An 18,481-nucleotide genomic window follows, 5' to 3' on the forward strand; every position below is an offset into this window, starting at 1 on the left:
CTGCAGGGGGCCTACTGCTTTGCGCGCAGCAGCGCCGCGATCTCGTCCAGCTTCGATTCGATCGAGCGCAGCACCGCCAGTTGCGGATCGTCGTGCGCATGCGGCGCCGGATGGCGCAGGGCCTCGCGCGCCTCGATGATCCTGCTGCGGAAGGCCTGGGCGTCGACGATGCCGGTCAGGCGCATGTCCGAGGCCTGGCCCACGCTGTGGCCGGCAGTTTCGAACTTCAGCGTGCTGAGGTTGAAATACTTCAGGATCGGCCCCTCGATGAAGGTGACGTCCTGGATATTCTCCAGCGGGATCGTCTTTTCGGTCGTGACCAGGATGCCTTTGCGAAAGCGCAGGCTGCGCTCGCCGAGCTGGCATTCGAGCCGGTCGAAATAATGCTGGGCCCACCAGCGGCCGACGCCCAGGAACCAGATCACGGCCAGTGGAATGCCGACCACGGTGAATATCATCGTCACGCCGATTTGCATGACCAGGAATGGCTTGATCAGCGGATTGAAGCGGGCGCGCAGGGTAATCGGGTCGGATGACATGGTGTCGAAGCAAATGCGGGTGCCTCAGTTTATTCCAGGTGGAATGGACCGGGCGGATTATTTCGGTATGAATAACGATATACTCCCCTTTCTCACCGCTCATGAAAAAACCATGCAGGTCATATTCGAATCCCCGGACCAGCCCGGCGTGCGTGCGCTGATTGCCGAACTAGACGCCTATCTATATTCGATTTATCCGGCCGAAAGCGTGTATGCGCTGGATATCGCGTCGCTGTGCGAACCGAACGTATTCTTCGCCGTGCTGCGCGATGCCGCCGGTGCGCCGGTCGGCTGCGGCGCGATGGTCATGCAACCGGGCTACGGCGAAATCAAGCGGGTGTATGTGCGGCCACAGGCGCGCGGCCAGGGTCTGGCGCGCAGGCTGATGACGGCACTGGAAGCGAAAGCCATCGCGCATGGCGCCCGAACGTTCCTGCTCGAGACCGGACCCGCGCAGGCGGAAGCGCTGGTGGTGTATGAACGCCTGGGTTATCGCTGCCGTGGCCCGTTCGGCGATTATCCGGCGGATCCGCATTCGGTGTTCATGGAAAAGAACGTAACCGAAGACGCCGCGGCCTGACGCGGGTCAAACCCCGCCGGCGGACCTGCGCATGCCAGGCGGTTAGAGTGGTGCCATGCATCCCATCCCACACCAGCCCGATACCGCGCCCACCCGCGGCCAAGATGCCGCCGCGCTGTGCACGCCGCAAGCCCGTCCCTGGGTGCTGGCCAACAGCATCCTGGCTTCCAGCATGGTCTTCATCGACGGCACCGTCGTCAACGTCGCCCTGCCGGCGCTGCAGCAAGCCTTCGACAGCGGCGTCGCCGGGGCACAATGGGTGGTCGAAGCGTATGCCCTGCTGCTGACCGCCCTGCTGCTGCTCGGCGGCGCCATGGGCGACCGCTACGGCCGGCGCCGCGTGTTTGCCGGCGGCGTGCTGGTGTTCGGCGCCGCCTCGACCTGCTGCGGGCTGGCCCGGACCATCGACGGGCTGATCTGGGCACGCGCCCTGCAGGGTGTCGGCGGTGCGCTGCTGGTGCCGGGCAGCCTGGCGCTGATCAGCGCCTCGTTCCCGGAGCAGCTGCGCGGCAAGGCGATCGGCACCTGGTCGGGCTGGACCGCGATCACGGCCGCGGTCGGTCCGGTGCTGGGCGGCTTCCTGATCGAGCACCTGTCGTGGCGCTATGCCTTCCTGGTAAACATTCCCTTCGTGCTGGCGGTGCTGGTGCTGACCTTCCGCCACGTGCCGGAAAGCCGCAGCGGCGGCCGCGCCCGGCTGGACTGGACCGGGGCGCTGCTGGCCAGCCTGGCGCTCGGCGGCCTCGTCTACGGCTTGATCGAGGCGCCGGCGCGCGGCTGGCGCGACGCCGGCGTCGTCGCCAGCCTGGCGCTGGCAGCGCTGGCCCTGGCCGCCTTCGTGATCGCGGAACGCCGCCACCCCGCGCCGCTGCTGCCGCTGGCGCTGTTCCGGGTACGCGACTTCAGCGCCGCCAACCTGCTGACCCTGCTGCTGTACGCGGCGCTGGGCGCGCTGATGTTCTTCCTGCCGCTCGACCTGATCTGGGTGCAGGGCTACACCGCGACGCAGGCCGGCGCCGCGCTGGTGCCCTTCATCCTGATCATGTTCGCGCTGTCGGGCTGGGCCGGCGGCCTGGTCGACCGCCACGGGGCGCGCCTGCCGCTGGTGCTCGGGCCGGCGATCGCCGCGGCCGGCTTCGCCGCCTTCATGCTGCCCGGCGCCGGCGGCGGCTACTGGACCACCTTCTTTCCGGCGATCCTAGTGCTGGGCTTGGGCATGGCGGTGACCGTGGCGCCGCTGACCACCACCGTCATGAATGCGCTCGATGCTGCCCACGCCGGACTGGCCTCAGGGGTCAACAATGCCGTCTCGCGCGCGGCCGGCCTGCTGGCGATCGCCCTGCTGGGGATCGTGATGCAGCGCGTCTACGACGCGGAACTCGAGCGGCGCATCGCGGCCGCGCCATTGCCGGCAGCGGTCCGCTTGCAGCTGGAAACGCAGCGCGGCAAGCTGGCCGCACCGGCGCTGCCGCCGTCGACGGCGCCAACAGACCGCGCGCGCGTACAGGAAGCGGTTGCTGGCGCCTTCGTGCACGGTTTCCGCTGGGTAATGGGGATCTCGGCGCTGCTGGCGCTGGGCGGCGCGGTGAGCGCGTGGACCATGCTCGGCCGCACACGCACACGGGGCTGATCAGCCGGCGACGGTCGCCGGCGTGCCGGGCGCCCCCTTTTTCGGCCGGTTGCGCGCAAAGAATACCACCACCGCGCCCAGCAGCGAGGCGATCGCCAGGCCGTACAGGCCGCCCTGGATCGAGCCGGTGCGCTGCTCCAGCATGCCGAAGGCCGCCGGCGCCACGAAGCCGCCCAGGTTGCCGAGCGAATTGATCAGCGCGATCACCGCTGCCGCGATACGGACGTCGAGGTAGGACTGCGGAATTGGCCAGAACAGCGACGATGCCGCCTTGAAGCCGATCGCGGCGAAGCAGATGGCGACGAAGCCGTACACCGGATTCGCGGTCGAGGCCGAGGCGAACATACCGACGCCGGCCACCGCGAACGCGGCCGCGGCCCAGCCCTGCTGGAACTTGAAGCGCTGCGCCAGCGCAGCGAACACGTACATCGCCACGATCGAGATGATCCACGGGATCGAGTTGAACAGGCCGACCTGGAACTCGGTGTAGTGGCCCATCTTCTTGATGATGGTCGGCAGCCAGAAGGTGGTGCCGTAGATCGTCAGCGAGATCAGGAAGTAGATCAGGCAGAACAGCGCGATCTGGGAGTCGCGCAGCAGCGTCCAGGCGCTGGCGTGGGACAGCTGCTGCGATTCGCGTTCCTTCTGCTCGGACGCGATCTCGCCGACCAGGGCGTTGCGCTCGACGTCGCTGAGCCACTTGGCGTCCTTCGGGTCGGAATCGAGGATGAACCACACCGCGCCGCACAGCAGCACCGAAAACAGGCCTTCGATGATGAACATCCACTGCCAGCCGTGCAGCCCCATGCCTTCGACCTGCAGCAGGCCGCCGGAGACCGGGCCGGACAGGATCGAGGCCGCCGCCGAGCCGCTGAGGAACACCGCCATCGCCTTGCCGCGCTCGGCGCGCGGCAGCCAGCGCGTGAAGTAATACACCACGCCCGGGAAGAAGCCGGCTTCGGCCACACCGAGCAGGAAGCGCAGCGCATAGAAGGACATCTCGCCCTGGACGAAGGCCATGGCGGTGGCGGCGATGCCCCAGGTGGCCATGATGCGGGTCAGCCAGGCCTTGGCGCCGAAGCGCTGCAGCATCATGTTCGACGGCACCTCGAACAGCGCGTAGCCGACGAAGAACAGGCCGGCGCCGAAGCCGAAGGCGGCCGCGCCGATGCCGAGATCGGCGCTCAGGTGCGGCCGGACGAAGCCGATGTTGACCCGGTCGATGTAGTTGGCGATGAACATGATGACGAACAGCGGCAGCACCCGCCATTTCACCTTGCCGATGGCGCGCGCCAGCTCGGGGCTGTAGATTTTTGCGCTTGCTTCGCTTGCGGTTTGATTCACGATTGTCTCCTGATATTGTTTGCTGCGCCTCAGCCGGTCATGCCCCGAGCAGCGGGCTGCCGTTCACGCGGCGCGGATACGCCTCGGGCGCGGCCAGCGGCGCCGGCAGCAGCGCCGCCGGGAAGTCCTGGTAGCACACCGGACGCAGGAAGCGCCGGATCGCCAGCGTGCCGACCGAGGTCGCGCGCGCATCGGACGTCGCCGGGAACGGGCCGCCGTGCACCATCGCGTCGCTGACTTCGACACCGGTCGGATAGCCGTTGACCAGGATGCGGCCGGCGCGGCGCTCCAGCGCCGGCAGCAGCATGCGGGCGTGGCCGATGTCGTCGTCGTCCATCTGCAGTGTCGCGGTCAGCTGCCCTTCCAGGGCTTCGAGCACGCGGCGCATCTCTTCCATATCCGTGCAGAGTACCACCAGCGAACTGGCGCCGAAGATCTCGTCCTGCAGCGCCGGGTCCGACAGGAAGGCGGCGGCACCGGTGGTGAACAGCGCAGCCTGGCCGGCGTGCGGACCGTTGCCGGCCAGGCCGCGTGCGACCGTCGTCACGCCCGGCACGCCACCCAGGCGCTCGACGCCGGCGCAGTAGGCGCCGTGGATACCGGGGGTGAGCATGGTGGTGCCGATCTGTCCACCCAGCGCGTCGGCCGCAGCGGCGAGGAAGACGTCGGCATCCGGGCCAGCCAGCGCCAGCACCAGGCCCGGGTTGGTGCAGAACTGGCCCGACCCCAGCGTCAGCGATGCGATGAAACCCTGGCCGATGCCAGCCGCACGCCTGCCCAGTGCGGCCGGCAGCAGGCATACCGGATTGATGCTGCTCATCTCGGCGTACACCGGGATCGGTTCCGGGCGCGCGTTGGCCGCCGCCACCAGGGCCAGGCCGCCGCGGCGCGAGCCGGTGAAGCCGACCGCCTTGATGCGGGCGTCGGTGACCAGCCGGATCGCCACCTCGTTCGACGCGAACAGCATCGAGAACACGCCTTCGGGCAAGCCGCACTCGCGCACCGCGCCCTGCACGGCACGTCCGACCAGCGCCGAGGTGCCGGGATGGGCGCCGTGCGCCTTGACCACGACCGGGCAGCCGGCCGCCAGGCTTGACGCGGTATCGCCGCCGGCCACCGAGAACGCCAGCGGGAAATTCGACGCGCCGAACACCGCGACCGGGCCCAGGCCGATGTGGCGCTGGCGCAGGTCGGCGCGTGGCAGCGGCTGGCGCGCCGGCATGGCTTCGTCGATGTGCAAGTCCATCCAGCCGCCTTCGCGCACGGTGGCGGCGAACAGGCGCAGCTGGCCGACGGTACGCGCGCGCTCGCCTTCGAGGCGGGCCCGCGGCAGCCCGGATTCCTGGATCGCGCGCACGATCAGGTCGTCGCCGATGTCGAGGATGTTGCGGGCGATGCATTCGAGGAAGCCGGCGCGGACATCCGGCGTGGTGGCACGGTAGGCGTCGAAGGCGTCCCAGGCCAGCGTGCAGGCCCGTTCCACGTCGGCGCTGCCGGCCAGGCCGAACGCGGGTTCGATCTCGGCGCCGCTGGACGGGTCGACGGCGCGGAACTCGCCCTCGGCACCGCGCACGGAAGCAGCACCGATGATGGCATCTCCATTCATCATGATCAGCGGCCCTTCGCCTGGCGCCAGGTCGCGAACAGGTCCTTCACGTCCGGGTCGGTCGGCGGGTACAGGCCCAGGATCGAACGGCCGCCCAGCACCTGTTCGGTGACGAAATCCTCGAAGGCGGTCATCTCGACCGCCTCGTCGGCGATCTCGTCGGCGATGTTCGCCGGGATCACGATCACGCCTTCGGCATCGCCCACGATCACGTCGCCCGGGAACACGGCGGCGTCGCCGCAGCCGATCGGCACGTTGATGTCGAGCGCCTGGTGCAGGGTCAGGTTGGTCGGCGAGGACGGGCGCGCGTGATAGCTCGGGATCGCCAGCGCCGCGATCTCCGGCGAATCGCGGAAGCCGCCGTCGGTGACGACGCCGGCCACGCCGCGCACCATCAGGCGCGACACCAGGATCGAGCCGGCCGACGCGGCGCGCGCGTCCTTGCGGCTGTCGATGACCAGCACGGCGCCCGGCGGGCACTCTTCCACCGCCTTGCGCTGCGGGTGGGCGCGGTCCTGGAACACGGCGATCGGATTCAGGTCTTCGCGCGCCGGGATGTAGCGCAGCGTGTAGGCTTCGCCGACCATGGTGCCCTTGTCGGCGCTGAGCGGACGCACGTCCTGGATGTACTGGTTGCGCAGGCCGCGCTTGAACAGCGCCGTGCACAGGGTGGCCACGCTGACGCCTTTCAGCTTCTGGCGGGTGGCTTCGTTCATTTTTTGCATGGTGTTCTCCTTGGGATGGTTGTTATTCAGAAGCGGTGGCGGATGCCGAGGTTGATGGCGCGGTCGCCGCTGCCGCCGTCGGCCGCGTTGCCCAGCGTGTAGCTGGCGCCATGCTTGTTCAGCATGCGCGCATAGATGGTGTAGAGGTCGGTGCGGCGCGACAGGTTGTAGCGGTAGCCGAGGCCGACCTGGTCGGCATCCTGGTGGCGCGCTTCCCGCGTTTTATCTTTATCGTCTTTGTGGATCCACGACGCCAACAGCGTATGGGCGCCGAGCGGCACGCTCAGGCCGACCAGGGCGTCGGTGCTGTCGCGCGTGATGCTGGCCGAGGTCGGCGTTACGGCGTAGCCGTACGGGTTGTTGGCGTTGCGCAGGGTCGAGCTGAGCGGCCCCTTGTTGACGCCGTAGGCCAGGTACACCTTGGCCACCTTGAAGTCGTAGGTCGCCGCCAGCAGCGTATTGCGCGCACTGGCCAGGCGCACCGTCGCGGTGTCGTTGCTGTGGTCGTGCCAGGCCAGGCGCACGGCCAGCGGACCGCGGTCGTAACCCAGCGAGAAGCCGAGCGAGCGGTTGGCCGCCTGGTCGCCCGCGATTTCGCCGGCGGCATAGGCCAGCTCGCCGCTGAAGCCGTTCCATACCGGGCTGGCATACTTGACGCTGTTGTCCATGCGGCCGCCGTTCGAGACGGCATTGATCAGGTTCTTTTCGTCGGCCGCGGTGCCGGAGACGAAGGGATCGACGAACACCGCAACCAGGTAGTGCGGCGCGTACTGGCGGCCGAAGGTGACGCTACCCAGGTTCTTGTTGCCGATGCCGACGAAGGCCTGGCGTCCGAACAGCACGCCCCCCTGCCCGGAGACGCCGGTGTCGGCCTGGATGCCGCTCTCGAGCAGGAACATGGCGGTGTTGCCGCCGCCCAGGTCTTCGGTGCCGCGGAAGCCGAGGCGCGAGCCGGAAGCGGCGCCACCGGTGACCTTGGTGATCGAACCGTCCTTGTTGCCGGCTTCGAACGAGAGGCCGGCGTCGACGACACCGTAGATCGCTACATTACTCTGCGCCCAGGCCGGATGGCCCGGGTTGGCGAACACTGCCAGCGCGACGGCTGCCGCGAGGGTTTTCTTCATGCTGTGTCTCCATTGCTTCTATTTATAGTGCCGGTACGGCTTGCCGCGGGTCTCAGAAGATGTCCGGCTCCTTCACCGGCGCGCCGAAATCGGTCTGCAGGAAATCGAAGTCGCAGCCTTCGTTCGCCTGGCGGATGTGTTGCGAGAACATCCAGCCGTAGCCGCGTTCGAAGCGCGGCGGCGGCGCCTGCCACTCGGCCTGGCGGCGCGCCAGTTCCTCGTCGCTCACGTTGAGGTGGATCGAGCGCTCGGCGATGTCGACCGAGATCATGTCGCCGGTCTTCACCAGCGCGAACGGACCGCCCAGGTAGGCTTCCGGCGCCACGTGCAGGATGCAGGCGCCGTAGCTGGTGCCGCTCATGCGCGCATCGGACATCCGCAGCATGTCGCGCACGCCCTGCTTGACCAGCTTTTTCGGGATCGGCAGCATGCCCCACTCCGGCATGCCCGGACCGCCGCGCGGACCGGCGTTACGCAAGATCATGACGGTGTCGGCGGTGACGTCGAGGTCGTCGCGTTCGACCGCTTCCTTCATGCTCGGGTAATCGTCGAACACCAGCGCCGGGCCGGTATGCTTGTAGAAGCGCTTTTCGCAGGCGCTCGGCTTCATCACGCAGCCGCCCGGGGCGATATTCCCCTTCAGGACCGCCAGTGCGCCTTCCTGGTACAGCGCGTTGTCCGGGGTGCGGATCACGTCGTCGTTGTAGACCTCGGCGCCCTCGATATTCTGGCCGATGGTCTGGCCGTTGACGGTCATGCAGTCCAGGTGCAGCTTGTCGCGGATGCGGTTCATCAGCGCCGGCAGGCCGCCGGCATAGAAAAAGTCTTCCATCAGGTACTTCTCGCCGCTCGGACGGATGTTGGCGATTACCGGCACGATGCGGCTGATGCGGTCGAAGTCCTCCAGTCCGATCTGCTGGCCCGCCCGGCGCGCCATCGCGATCAGGTGGATCACGGCATTCGTCGAGCAGCCCATCGCCATCGCCACCGCGATCGCGTTTTCGAAGGCGTCGCGGGTCTGGATTTTATCCGGGGTCAGGTCGTCCCACACCATGTCGACGATGCGGCGCCCGGCGTTTGCGCACATGCGGATGTGGTTGGCGTCGGCGGCCGGGATCGAGGAGGCGCCCGGCAGCGTCATGCCGATCGATTCGGCGATCGCCATCATGGTGCTGGCCGTGCCCATGGTCATGCAGGTGCCGTGGCTGCGCGCGATGCCGAATTCGATGCCGGTCCACTGCTCGTCGGTGATGTTGCCGGCGCGCCGTTCGTCCCAGTACTTCCAGGCATCCGAGCCGGAGCCCAGCACCTGTCCCTTGTAGTTACCGCGCAGCATGGGGCCGGCCGGGATGAAGATGCAGGGCACGGCCGCGCTGGTAGCGCCCAGCAGCAGGCCCGGGGTGGTCTTGTCGCAGCCGCCCATCAGCACGGCGCCGTCGATCGGATGCATGCGGATCAGCTCTTCCGCCTCGATCGCCAGCAGGTTGCGGTACATCATGGTGGTCGGCTTGACCGCACTTTCCGACAACGAGATGGCCGGCAATTCGATCGGGAAGCCGCCGGCCTGCAGGATGCCGCGCTTGACGTCGTCGACGCGCTGCTTGAAGTGGGCGTGGCAGGGATTGATGTCGGACCAGGTATTGATGATGCCGATCACCGGCTTGCCCATGAATTCTTCGGGCGAATAGCCCATTTGCATGATGCGTGAACGGTGGCCGGAAGAGCGCAGATCGTCGGGAGCGAACCAGCGGGCGCTGCGGAGTGTCTCAGGTGTTTTCTTTGTCATGATGATCTCGAGGACAATGGCTTTGCGTTGAAGCATTAAAGCACTAATGTATTAGTGTGTCAAAGTGTTTGCGCTGATCGAAATCGCTTATCATGTCGGTATCTCATTTCGCCGAAGACCGACCACCGCCATGCATGCCGCCCTCGAACTGCCGGAGTTCACGCTCGACCGCTCGCGCCACGCTGCGCCCCAGGTGTTCGAACGCTTGCGCGACATGATCATCGACATGACGCTGACGCCGGGCACCGTGCTGTCGCGCACCGAACTGGCGGCGCGCTTCGGCCTGTCGCAGACGCCGATCCGCGACGCCCTGCAGCGCCTCGGGGAAGAAGGACTGGTCGACATCTTCCCGCAGCATGCGACCGTGGTACGGCCGATCGAAGTCGCGCTGGCACGCGAAGCCCACTTCCTGCGCAATGCGATCGAACTCGAAGTCGTGAATACCCTGGCCTCGCGTCCGGACCCCGCGCTCATCGCGAAGCTGCGGTCGAACCTGGCCCGCCAGCGCCTGGTCGCGGCGGAAGACGACCTGCACGAATTCAGCATGGCCGACCAGGCCATGCACCAGATGATGTACGTCGCTGCCAACGTGCCCAATCTATGGCAGATGGTGCGCAGCCAGAGTGGCCACATCGACCGCCTGCGCCGCCTCGACCTGCCGTCGCCGGGCAAGCTGGCGCGCGTGCTGGGCGACCATACCGAACTGGTGGATGCGATCGAACGCGGCGATGCCCCGGGGGCGCAAGAGGTGCTGCGGCGCCACTTGTCCGGCACCTTGCAGAACATCGACGACATTCGCAAGCGCCATCCGAGCTACGTCCGCTGAGGCCCCGCTTGTCATGCCGCTGATCGCTTGGGTTACTGCACTTGCAACATTTCAGCGCCCAAACTAAGATTCGCCATTGCGATCTTTCCGGACACTGAATAATGAAGAGAAACACTGTGTTGCACGAAGCGATTGTGGCTGAACCGCGCCTGTATCGGGTTGTGTCCGGCAAGATCGAGCAGCTGATCAAGGAAGAAAACATCCAGCCGGGAGAGCGCCTGCCGTCCGAGCGCGACCTCGCCATCAAGCTGGGCGTCAGCCGCACCTCGCTGCGCGAAGCGCTGATCGCGCTCGAGCTGGGCGGCATCATCGAAGTGCGCGGCGGCTCCGGTGTCTACGTCAGCGAACAGGCCCCGCCCCAGCCCGAAGTGCGCCCGGCAGGCCCCGGCCCGTTCGAGGTGCTGGCGGCGCGCCGCATGATCGAAGTCGAAGTCGCCGCGATGGCCGCCAAGAACGCCACCGATGCCGCGATCGACGCCATCCTGGTCGCGGTCGAGCAGATGGAACAGCATCACGAAGACCTCGGCAACAACGAATCGGCCGACCGCAATTTCCACCTGGCGATCGCACGGGCTTCGGGCAACAGCGCGATGGTCGGTGTAATCGATTACTTGTGGAACCAGCGCGGCACCCTGTGGCACAAGCTGACCGAACACTTCCAGACCGAGGAATTGCGCCAGCAGACCCTGATCGACCACCGGAACATCCTGGCGGCGATTGCTGCGCACGATGTGCCGGGGGCCAGGCTGGCGATGCGCGCGCACCTGGACCGGGTGACGCGGACGTTCTCGCGCGGTTGAGCTACGGCTGTCTCAGCAGCCGCTATCGACGATCGCGACCCGCGCCGGCGTGACCACGCCACCGACCGACGTTGCCTCGGAATAGATCGCATTGCAGGTTTCGGCATCGGCGGCGCTCTTCGGCGACACGATCAGGTCACGGCCGTTGACCTTGAGCTTCCAGTCGTCATCGGTCAAGCCGGCGGCAGCGGCGGTTGTCGTGGCAGAGGACGGGTAACCGATGACCATCGCCACGGCGACGCCTTCCATGTCGACGGGCGCGGTACGGGAACCGGTCACCAGGGACTTACCATGCGTCATGGCACTGACGGAAGCAAGGGCGCCGCCGGCCGCGCGGACGGTGGCCTTGCGTGCATCGCTGCTCAGGTCAGCATACTTCGGCAGCGCGGTGGCCGCCAGGATGCCCAGGACCACGATGACGACGATCAGCTCGATCAGCGTAAAACCGCCTTGTGCCTGGCCGGCCCGAATTTCCCTTACATTCACCCTCTATCTCCAAACAAGTTAAGTTGCGCAGCCGTCCACAGGTGGTCAACCGGGTGCGGCGCTTGTTGATTTGATGCAACTTAAATATTTTACAGATAAAGCGTTTAAGAAAATATGCGGACGTAAATAATTTTCCCTTTCTGCAACACCAAGCGGCGAGCAGCTTTCATTGCCCCCCCCTGCTCACGTGCATAACAGTCCTGGTTATGTAGCACGCCAGAGCAGTTCAAATTCTGCCTGGGAGATGATGAGGTAAGCCGTTTCCGCCAGATCGAGTGGCGTCTCGGCGAGTGCGCCGAATTGATCGTCGCTGCGCATGGTGCTATAGCAAAGCCGTACGCCACCATCGTATTGTTCGATTTGCCGCGTCACCCAGCCATCAGGGTCGACTTCGAAATACCACCACGACGTCCCCCAGGCGTCGTATTCGTCACCGCGCGTCTGGTTCCAATGTCGCTTTACGTATGTTGGCATGGCTTGATAAGCATGACGATTTCCCCCGGGCGCACCAGGGCGATTGCATCCCCCGGCGATTTGAAAAACGTGTACTTGTTGTCGGCGGCTACTGCGGATGCCCGGTCGTGGACGTCCTGTATTTCGCGTCGATGCGGGCATCGATCTCGTTCGACAGCCGCTCCAGGTAACCCCGCCCCCGCTCGGTGTCGATGGCAGCGGACATCGTCTTGTTGAACGCGTCACGGAAGGTCTCGAAATCCGCTTCGTACACATCGCCGGTCACGACCCAATCGATGCCATGCCGCTTGTACCGGTCGATGCGGTCCAGCATCTGCCGGTCCGGCGGCAGGCCGGGTACCAGGATCGCAGGCGTCCCATTTGCCAGACAGAGCCGAGCCATCGCGTTGCCGCTGTCGCGGGTGGCGCTCGACCTCGTGACCGCGAGGTCCATGCACGGAACGCGCGCCCGCGGGTCGCGGAATCCGGTCAGTCTGACACACGCCAGCCGCTGCTCGAAACCGGCAGGGACAGATGACCAGCAGCGGGCCGCGGCGGGCAGCTTCCCGAGGCCAAAGGCGCCTTTGCCCAGCGCATCCGCCAAATGCCGCATCGCTGCGGGCCGACCAGCGACGGCGGCCCGAAACAGGAATCGAACGCCTTCATGGCGCGGCGCGCCCACTTCGCGACCATGCGGACCGAGGAGCAAGCCGGCAAGACGCTCCTGCTTTTCCGCATCGCCAAACTGGGCGTCGAACCACAAGGATCGATGCAAAGCCTTGTAGTCGCCTGTACGCACGCGCCGATGCTCATGAGCTGGATCGTCGCCGGCAACCGCAGCGCACGACAGCAGACCGGCTAACAAGCCCAGCATCCATTTCGATCGCAGCGACATGGTCTCTCCCACCCACCACCTGGTACAGCCACTCCACCCTGAGAGGCCCGAGCCGCTATCTTATATTAGCAGCTCGACAGGACCTGAAACCGCTACGGCCGCCCGCTGCCCGCCATCTGCGTGCGCAGGAAGGCCACCGTCGCCTCCACCGTCGGCGCCAGCCACGGGTCGAACAACCAGAAACTGTGCGGCGTGTCCGGCAGAAGCACCGTCTGCGCCGCCACGCCCTGCGCCTTCATTTTTTCGATCATCGCTTCGCGCCCGACGGCAAAGCGCGCCTGGGCGCTGCCGATGAACAGGATCGGCGGCGTCTTCGCGCTCACATGGAACGTCGGCGAAGCGTCGTGCCAGGTGTCCGCCGCTTCGGCATAGCTGCCACCCAGCCAGGACCCGGCTGCGGTCGGCCGCTTGGCCGGATTGTCCTCGTTCTCGCGCGCGGCCGGCGAGGTGAAGTCGGACAGGCCGTCGATGTTGACGATGGCCTGGGCCGCACTCGACACCGCCCCCGGCCCGCCGTCCGGATCGAAGCGCGCGATCCCATTGGTCACGCCCACCAGGCTGGCGATCTGCCCGCCGGCCGACCCGCCCGCGACTGCGATCCGCGCAGGATCGATCCCGTACTCGCCCGCATGCGCGCGCACCCAGCGCAGCGCCGACTTGAGGTCGTGGATGGCGGCCGGATAGCGCGCTTCCGGCGACAAGCGATAGCTGACGGTTGCGGTGGCGAAGCCGCGTTCGGCCATGCGGATTGCCATCGGTACGAACTCCGCCCGGTTGCCGGTCTGCCAGCCACCGCCGTGCACGAAGACCACGGCCGGCAAGGGCGCCGCTGGCTTCTGCGCGGGCAGGTACAGGTCCAGCTGCAGCGCATGGTCGCCGCGGCGTATATAAGTGATGTCCCGGACCGCACGCACCGACGCCGGCAGTTCGCTGCCGGCGATGCGGATGAACGGGTACTTTCCGATCAGCTTCGCGTAGGTGGTCTCCGCGGTGTACGGCGCCGGCACGGGCGTGGCCGCGGCGGACTGCGCCGCCGCCAGCACGGGCAGGCACAGGCTGCACACCAGTATCGCGTTGCGGACCAGCTTCATGGCGTCTCCTTGTTGTCGGTGCAGCCTTCGTGGGCCACGTGGTTTGTCCAGTATGCCACGCTGTCACCACGTCCGGCTAGTCCACCTTGCCAATGTGGCCAGACCAACTTAGAATGGTCCGACCATAAAACGGATGAGCACGGTCGATCAGAGATCCGGCCTGCCGACCACAACGATATGCAACCGGAGACAACGGTGAATCTGAACGCCAAGCTGCTCGCCAGCCTGATCGCCCTCGCCTTGAGTACCTCGGCCCACGCCGACGGCCCCTTCCGCAATACCGACAACAAGAATCTCAAGGATCCCGCCGAGGGCAGCTATCCGGTCCCCTACAAAAAGCCGACCGCGGCCGAGATCACCGATGCGCTGCAGCTCGTGCGCGGCTACATGGAGTCGCATACGCCGACGCGCGTGGTGCACAGGAAGGACGGCGCAGAAATCACCGACTTCACCACCCCGGTGGCGGATGCGGTGATGGACACCACCGACGCCGATTTCGGCTTGCAGGCCTACGAGATGGGGGTGGTCCACGCCGGCATGCTGCGGGCCGCAGAAGTCACCGGCGACAGGCGCTTCTCCGACCTCACCGCGCGCCACCTGCAGTTCTTCGCCGACCGGCTGCCCTACTTCCGCGCCCAGGAACAGCGCTTCCACCTCGAGCGCAACAACAGCTTCGCGCGCTTCCTCGACCCGCGCTCGCTCGACGACGCCGGTTCGATGTGCGCCGCCATGATGCGCGCGCGTGCGGCGAAGGTCGGTCCCGACATGGCAAGCCAGATCAAGGTCTGCGGCGACTGGGTCGCCAAGGGCCAGTTCCGCCTGAAGGACGGCACCCTGGCGCGCGAGCGTCCGCAGGCAGTGTCGCTGTGGGCCGACGACATGTACATGGGCGTGCCGGCGCTGGCCGAACTGGGACGCATGAGCGGCAAGCGCGCCTACTTCGACGACGCCGTCAGGAACGTGCTGCAGTTCTCCGGCTACCTGTTCGACGAGAAGGACGGCCTGTACACCCACGGCTGGAACGCCAACAACCCGGACGCGCCGCACTTCTACTGGGGCCGCGCCAACGGCTGGGCGGTGCTGAGCATGTCCGACCTGCTCGACGTGCTGCCGAAGGACCATCCGGGCTATCCGCAGGTGCTGGCGCAGCTGCGCAAGGCGCTGCGCGGCATCGGCCAGCTGCAGTCGGGCAGCGGCCTGTGGCACCAGATGCTGGACCGGAACGACTCCTACCTCGAGACCTCGGCCACCGCGATCTTCGTGTACACCTACGCGCACGCGATCAACCAGGGCTGGATCAGCCCGACGACCTACGGCGACATCGCGCTTGCCGGCTGGGCCGGCCTGTCGACGCGCATCGGCAAGGACGGCGCGGTCGACGGTACCTGCGTCGGCACCACCTTCGCCGGCGACCAGGTCTATTACTACAACCGCCCGGCCAGCAAGGACGCGCTGCACGGCTACGGCCCGACCCTGCTGGCCGGCGCCGAGATGATCAGGCTGATGGCCAACCCGGCCTTCGAGATCCAGTACAAGGTGCGTACTTACCACTTCGTGCCCAGGGACGGCGGCCGGACCAGCTACCGCGAACATCCCTGAACTGTCTGTTCCCAACCACAACACGCAGGAAGCATTCAAATAGTGGCTGGACCAGTTGTTAAACTGGCCAAACCAATTTAGACTGGACAGACCAGTAATTCAAGCGGAGCACCTACCAAAGACCAGCCACACGCTACCAGTTTCAAGAAGCCCGGAACGACACCAAAGGCGCCGCGGACACCGACGGCGCCACGTCATCGAGTCGCATCGAATCAAAACCAGGAGACAGCTTCATGAAGTACCCAACCAAGCGTACCAAGCATTCCATCGCCCTTTCCGCCATTTCCCTCGCCGTGTTCGCGCTGGCGCAGCAGGCGGCCGCGCAGCAGGCCGACGCCACCATGCAGCGCGTCGAAGTCACCGGTTCCAGCATCAAGCGCCTGGCCGCCGAAGAAGCGCTGCCGGTCACCACCATCAAGGCCGAAGAACTCGTCAAGCAGGGCATGACCACCCTGGCCGACGTGATGATGGCGCTGCCGCAATCGGCGTCGCTGGCGCCGTCGCAGGCCGGTTCCGGCACCAACATCAACCTGCGCGGCCTGGGCGTGAACCGCACACTGGTGCTGCTGAACGGCCGCCGCCTGGCCAACGAAGCGATCGCCGACGGCTATGCCAACCTCGACACCATCCCGATCAGCGCCCTGGCGCGCGTCGAAGTGCTGCGCGACGGCGCGTCCTCGATCTACGGTTCGGACGCGATCGGCGGCGTGGTCAACTTCATCACCAAGCGCGAAGTCCAGGGCGTCTCGGCCACCCTCCAGGCCGTGCAGCCGGAGCGCCACGGCGGCGGCGACGAGCAGCGCGTCACCCTGACCTTCGGCAAGGGCAGCCTGCAGAACGACGGCTGGAACCTGTACGGCACCGTCGACTTCCACCAGCGCAGCCGTCTCCTGATGTCGGACCGCGCCGGCTTCGTGCCGGATGCGGCCACCCTGACCTCGATCGGCCTGGCGCCGAGCGCCGCCAGCGGCGGCTACGCCACCCCAGCCAACTTCACCACGGCGACCAACAAGAACGCCGCCAATCCGTACTACGCGGCCGGCTGCCTGGCGCCCTACTCGATCCAGGGCGCCAAGAACACCTGCGTGCTGGACAACGATACCTACGGCACCGCGCTGTACCCGAACAAGCAGCTGACGATGTACGGCAAGGCGACCAAGCGCTTCGGCGAACACACGGTCAGCCTGGAATACACGCGCGGCGACGAATCGATCTACAGCTACAAGAACCCGACCCAGGTGCTTGCCGTGGGTTCGCGCCAGGCGATCCTGCCGGCATCCAGCCGCTGGTACCCGGGCGCCAGCGGCGGCGTGCCGGCGATGGCCGGCGTTACCGGCCAGCCGCTGACGGTGAGCTGGGCGGTCGCCGACGACGGCGCAGCCGTCACCCGCGACAACCAGGTCAACCAGCGCCTGCTGCTGTCGGGCGAAGGCAATGTCGGCGGCTGGGACTACCGGACCGGCGCCAGCTACGGCCTGTCGCAGCGCAAGGTGTACTTCGCGTCCGGCTACTACTCGGGCATTGGCCTGATCAACGGCCTGGCCAGCGGCGCCCTCAACCCGTTCGGCCTGCAGGACCAGGCCGGCCGCGACTACCTGAACTCGATCGCCGCCGACGGCATGCTGAACCGCAGCGCCAAGACCGCCTACTACGGCATCGACGGCACCATCAGCCGCTCGCTGATGGCCCTCGGCGGCGGCGACCTGGCGCTGGCGCTGGGCGCCGACCTGCACCGCGACACCAACGAAGACACCAAGCTGGCCCAGGCCACCGACATCACCTACGCCAAGTCGGTGGCGGGCCATGGCGACAGCGCCCGCAACATCGCCGGCGTGTTCGCCGAGCTGGATGCACCGGTCACCAGGACCCTCACCCTGAACGGCGCGGTCCGCGTCGACAGGTACAGCGACGTCGGCAGCACCGTGACGCCGAAGATCAGCTTCCGCTGGCAGCCGACGAAAACCGTGATGTTCCGCGGTTCCGCCAATACCGGCTTCCGCGCCCCGACCCTGTTCGACCTGAACGGCTACCGCACCACGGTCGCCAACACCACGACTGCGGCGCGCTGGGACGACCCGGTGCTGTGCCCGAGCCCGACCCCGACCATCCCGGGCACCGGCACCGCCGTCGCCGGCGCCAATGCGGCCGACGTCTGCAACGCCAAGCTGAACAAGCTGACCGGTTCCAACCCGAACCTGGAGCCGGAAAAATCGAAGGGCGGCACGCTGGGCGTGGTGTTCGAACCGAGCCGCGCGGTCACGCTGTCGTTCGACTACTGGCAGGTCAACATGAAGAAGATGCTGGCCAACCTGCCGGAATCGGTCTACTTCACCAACTACGCCCAGTACCAGAACCTGTTCGTGCGCAATGCCGACGGCAGCCTCGCCTACATCAACAACACGACGATGAACCTGGGCGGCCAGATCGCCGGCGGCGTCGACGTATCCGGCAACTGGGACCTGCCGCGCACCGGCTTCGGTACCTTCCGCGTGGGCCTGGACGGCACCTGGCTGACCCGCTTCGACAACCAGCTGGAAGAGAACGGCGCCTGGATGTCGAACGTCGGCCGCTTCGGCTGGGCCAGCAACGGCACCACCTCCAGCTACCCGATCATCACCTACCGCTGGAAGCACAGCCTGCGCCTGTCGTGGGAAAACGGCGACTTCGGCGCCCAGCTGACCAACAACTTCAACAGCAAGTACCGCGACGCCAACGTGGCGGTGGCGCCGCAGTACTACCGCGACATCCCGTCGTATTCGGTGTGGAACCTGACCGGCACCTGGCGTGCGCAGAAGCAGGTCACGGTCACCGCCGGCGTCACCAACCTGTTCGACAAGGCGCCGCCGATCACCAACAACACGGTGTACAGCTACGCTTACCTGAGCAGCGCGGCGAATCCGACCGGACGCGCGTATAACCTGCGCGTGACCTACGACTTCCAGTAAGCGCCGGGACGTAGAGCTGAGCGATGCAAGCCGACCCCGTGTCGGCTTGCCT

At 66.6% G+C, this 18,481-nt stretch carries 16 protein-coding genes; 6 read left to right on the top strand and 10 right to left on the bottom strand.

Annotated features, from left to right (window positions below; genetic code table 11):
- Nucleotides 1-11: 11 nt before the first annotated feature.
- Complete coding sequence (locus FBX97_RS09380; protein ID WP_141830598.1) at nucleotides 12-539, bottom strand: PH domain-containing protein; 528 nt, start codon at nucleotides 537-539, stop codon at nucleotides 12-14.
- Between FBX97_RS09380 and FBX97_RS09385 the strand changes: the two genes are divergently transcribed.
- Together FBX97_RS09385 and FBX97_RS09390 are read left to right on the top strand one after the other, a co-directional pair.
- A complete protein-coding gene (locus FBX97_RS09385; RefSeq protein WP_370457189.1) occupies nucleotides 538-1,119 on the top strand; it encodes a GNAT family N-acetyltransferase in 582 nt (193 codons plus the stop codon). The genes FBX97_RS09380 and FBX97_RS09385 overlap by 2 nt on opposite strands.
- A 55-nt stretch (nucleotides 1,120-1,174) precedes the next feature.
- Nucleotides 1,175-2,749 (top strand): MFS transporter, encoded by a 1,575-nt coding sequence (locus FBX97_RS09390; protein WP_141830600.1) that lies wholly within the window; start codon nucleotides 1,175-1,177, stop codon nucleotides 2,747-2,749.
- On the opposite strand, the gene FBX97_RS09395 is transcribed toward FBX97_RS09390, so the two are convergent.
- The 5 genes from FBX97_RS09395 to araD are packed head-to-tail and all read right to left on the bottom strand — an operon-like array spanning nucleotide 2,750 to nucleotide 9,334.
- Nucleotides 2,750-4,093: an MFS transporter gene (locus tag FBX97_RS09395; RefSeq protein ID WP_255517374.1), complete on the bottom strand. Its 1,344-nt coding sequence runs from the start codon at nucleotides 4,091-4,093 to the stop codon at nucleotides 2,750-2,752. It abuts the gene before it with no gap.
- Nucleotides 4,094-4,130: 37 nt separating this feature from the next.
- Nucleotides 4,131-5,705, bottom strand: a complete 1,575-nt coding sequence (locus FBX97_RS09400; RefSeq protein ID WP_221631787.1) for an aldehyde dehydrogenase (NADP(+)) — start codon at nucleotides 5,703-5,705, stop codon at nucleotides 4,131-4,133.
- Nucleotides 5,705-6,415, bottom strand: a complete 711-nt coding sequence (locus FBX97_RS09405; RefSeq protein ID WP_141831074.1) for a ribonuclease activity regulator RraA — start codon at nucleotides 6,413-6,415, stop codon at nucleotides 5,705-5,707. The genes FBX97_RS09400 and FBX97_RS09405 overlap by 1 nt, the downstream gene beginning before the upstream one ends.
- 35 nt (nucleotides 6,416-6,450) lie before the next feature.
- The gene (locus FBX97_RS09410; RefSeq protein ID WP_141830604.1) at nucleotides 6,451-7,548 is read right to left on the bottom strand and encodes a porin; all 1,098 of its coding nucleotides are present in this window, start codon (nucleotides 7,546-7,548) and stop codon (nucleotides 6,451-6,453) included.
- Between the two features lie 52 nt (nucleotides 7,549-7,600).
- Complete coding sequence (gene araD, locus FBX97_RS09415; RefSeq protein WP_141830606.1) at nucleotides 7,601-9,334, bottom strand: L-arabinonate dehydratase; 1,734 nt, start codon at nucleotides 9,332-9,334, stop codon at nucleotides 7,601-7,603.
- Nucleotides 9,335-9,464: 130 nt separating this feature from the next.
- On the opposite strand from araD, the gene FBX97_RS09420 reads away from it, so the two are divergent.
- Together FBX97_RS09420 and FBX97_RS09425 are read left to right on the top strand one after the other, a co-directional pair.
- The gene (locus tag FBX97_RS09420) at nucleotides 9,465-10,160 is read left to right on the top strand and encodes a GntR family transcriptional regulator (protein ID WP_141830608.1); all 696 of its coding nucleotides are present in this window, start codon (nucleotides 9,465-9,467) and stop codon (nucleotides 10,158-10,160) included.
- A gap of 134 nt (nucleotides 10,161-10,294) precedes the next feature.
- Nucleotides 10,295-10,960: a FadR/GntR family transcriptional regulator gene (locus FBX97_RS09425; protein ID WP_255517375.1), complete on the top strand. Its 666-nt coding sequence runs from the start codon at nucleotides 10,295-10,297 to the stop codon at nucleotides 10,958-10,960.
- 12 nt (nucleotides 10,961-10,972) lie between these two features.
- On the opposite strand, the gene FBX97_RS30380 is transcribed toward FBX97_RS09425, so the two are convergent.
- From FBX97_RS30380 to FBX97_RS09445, 4 genes are all read right to left on the bottom strand, one after another.
- A complete protein-coding gene (locus FBX97_RS30380; protein WP_141830611.1) occupies nucleotides 10,973-11,446 on the bottom strand; it encodes a type II secretion system protein in 474 nt (157 codons plus the stop codon).
- 204 nt (nucleotides 11,447-11,650) lie between these two features.
- A complete protein-coding gene (locus FBX97_RS09435; protein WP_141830613.1) occupies nucleotides 11,651-11,920 on the bottom strand; it encodes a hypothetical protein in 270 nt (89 codons plus the stop codon).
- A gap of 88 nt (nucleotides 11,921-12,008) precedes the next feature.
- The gene (locus tag FBX97_RS09440) at nucleotides 12,009-12,794 is read right to left on the bottom strand and encodes a hypothetical protein (protein WP_141830615.1); all 786 of its coding nucleotides are present in this window, start codon (nucleotides 12,792-12,794) and stop codon (nucleotides 12,009-12,011) included.
- 92 nt (nucleotides 12,795-12,886) lie between these two features.
- Nucleotides 12,887-13,885: an alpha/beta hydrolase gene (locus FBX97_RS09445; RefSeq protein ID WP_141830617.1), complete on the bottom strand. Its 999-nt coding sequence runs from the start codon at nucleotides 13,883-13,885 to the stop codon at nucleotides 12,887-12,889.
- Nucleotides 13,886-14,080: 195 nt separating this feature from the next.
- Here FBX97_RS09445 and FBX97_RS09450 point away from each other — a divergent pair, with 195 nt between their 5' ends.
- Nucleotides 14,081-15,484: a glycoside hydrolase family 105 protein gene (locus FBX97_RS09450; RefSeq protein ID WP_255517376.1), complete on the top strand. Its 1,404-nt coding sequence runs from the start codon at nucleotides 14,081-14,083 to the stop codon at nucleotides 15,482-15,484.
- A gap of 233 nt (nucleotides 15,485-15,717) precedes the next feature.
- Nucleotides 15,718-18,429, top strand: coding sequence for a TonB-dependent receptor (locus FBX97_RS09455; RefSeq protein ID WP_141830621.1), 2,712 nt, complete (start codon nucleotides 15,718-15,720; stop codon nucleotides 18,427-18,429).
- Nucleotides 18,430-18,481 lie beyond the last annotated feature (52 nt).

The organism is Herbaspirillum sp. SJZ107 (genome assembly GCF_006715485.1).
Classification (GTDB): Bacteria; Pseudomonadota; Gammaproteobacteria; order Burkholderiales; family Burkholderiaceae_D; genus Telluria.

Coding starts and splice junctions, on each gene's coding strand:
- FBX97_RS09390 (WP_141830600.1), top strand. CDS start 1,175: ATGCATCCCATCCCACACCAGCCCGATACCGCGCCCACCCGCGGCCAA.
- FBX97_RS09405 (WP_141831074.1), bottom strand. CDS start 6,415: ATGAACGAAGCCACCCGCCAGAAGCTGAAAGGCGTCAGCGTGGCCACC.
- FBX97_RS09445 (WP_141830617.1), bottom strand. CDS start 13,885: ATGAAGCTGGTCCGCAACGCGATACTGGTGTGCAGCCTGTGCCTGCCC.
- FBX97_RS09380 (WP_141830598.1), bottom strand. CDS start 539: ATGTCATCCGACCCGATTACCCTGCGCGCCCGCTTCAATCCGCTGATC.
- FBX97_RS09420 (WP_141830608.1), top strand. CDS start 9,465: ATGCATGCCGCCCTCGAACTGCCGGAGTTCACGCTCGACCGCTCGCGC.
- FBX97_RS09410 (WP_141830604.1), bottom strand. CDS start 7,548: ATGAAGAAAACCCTCGCGGCAGCCGTCGCGCTGGCAGTGTTCGCCAAC.
- FBX97_RS09455 (WP_141830621.1), top strand. CDS start 15,718: ATGAAGTACCCAACCAAGCGTACCAAGCATTCCATCGCCCTTTCCGCC.
- FBX97_RS09435 (WP_141830613.1), bottom strand. CDS start 11,920: ATGCCAACATACGTAAAGCGACATTGGAACCAGACGCGCGGTGACGAA.
- FBX97_RS09440 (WP_141830615.1), bottom strand. CDS start 12,794: ATGTCGCTGCGATCGAAATGGATGCTGGGCTTGTTAGCCGGTCTGCTG.
- araD (WP_141830606.1), bottom strand. CDS start 9,334: ATGACAAAGAAAACACCTGAGACACTCCGCAGCGCCCGCTGGTTCGCT.
- FBX97_RS09385 (WP_370457189.1), top strand. CDS start 538: ATGGTGTCGAAGCAAATGCGGGTGCCTCAGTTTATTCCAGGTGGAATG.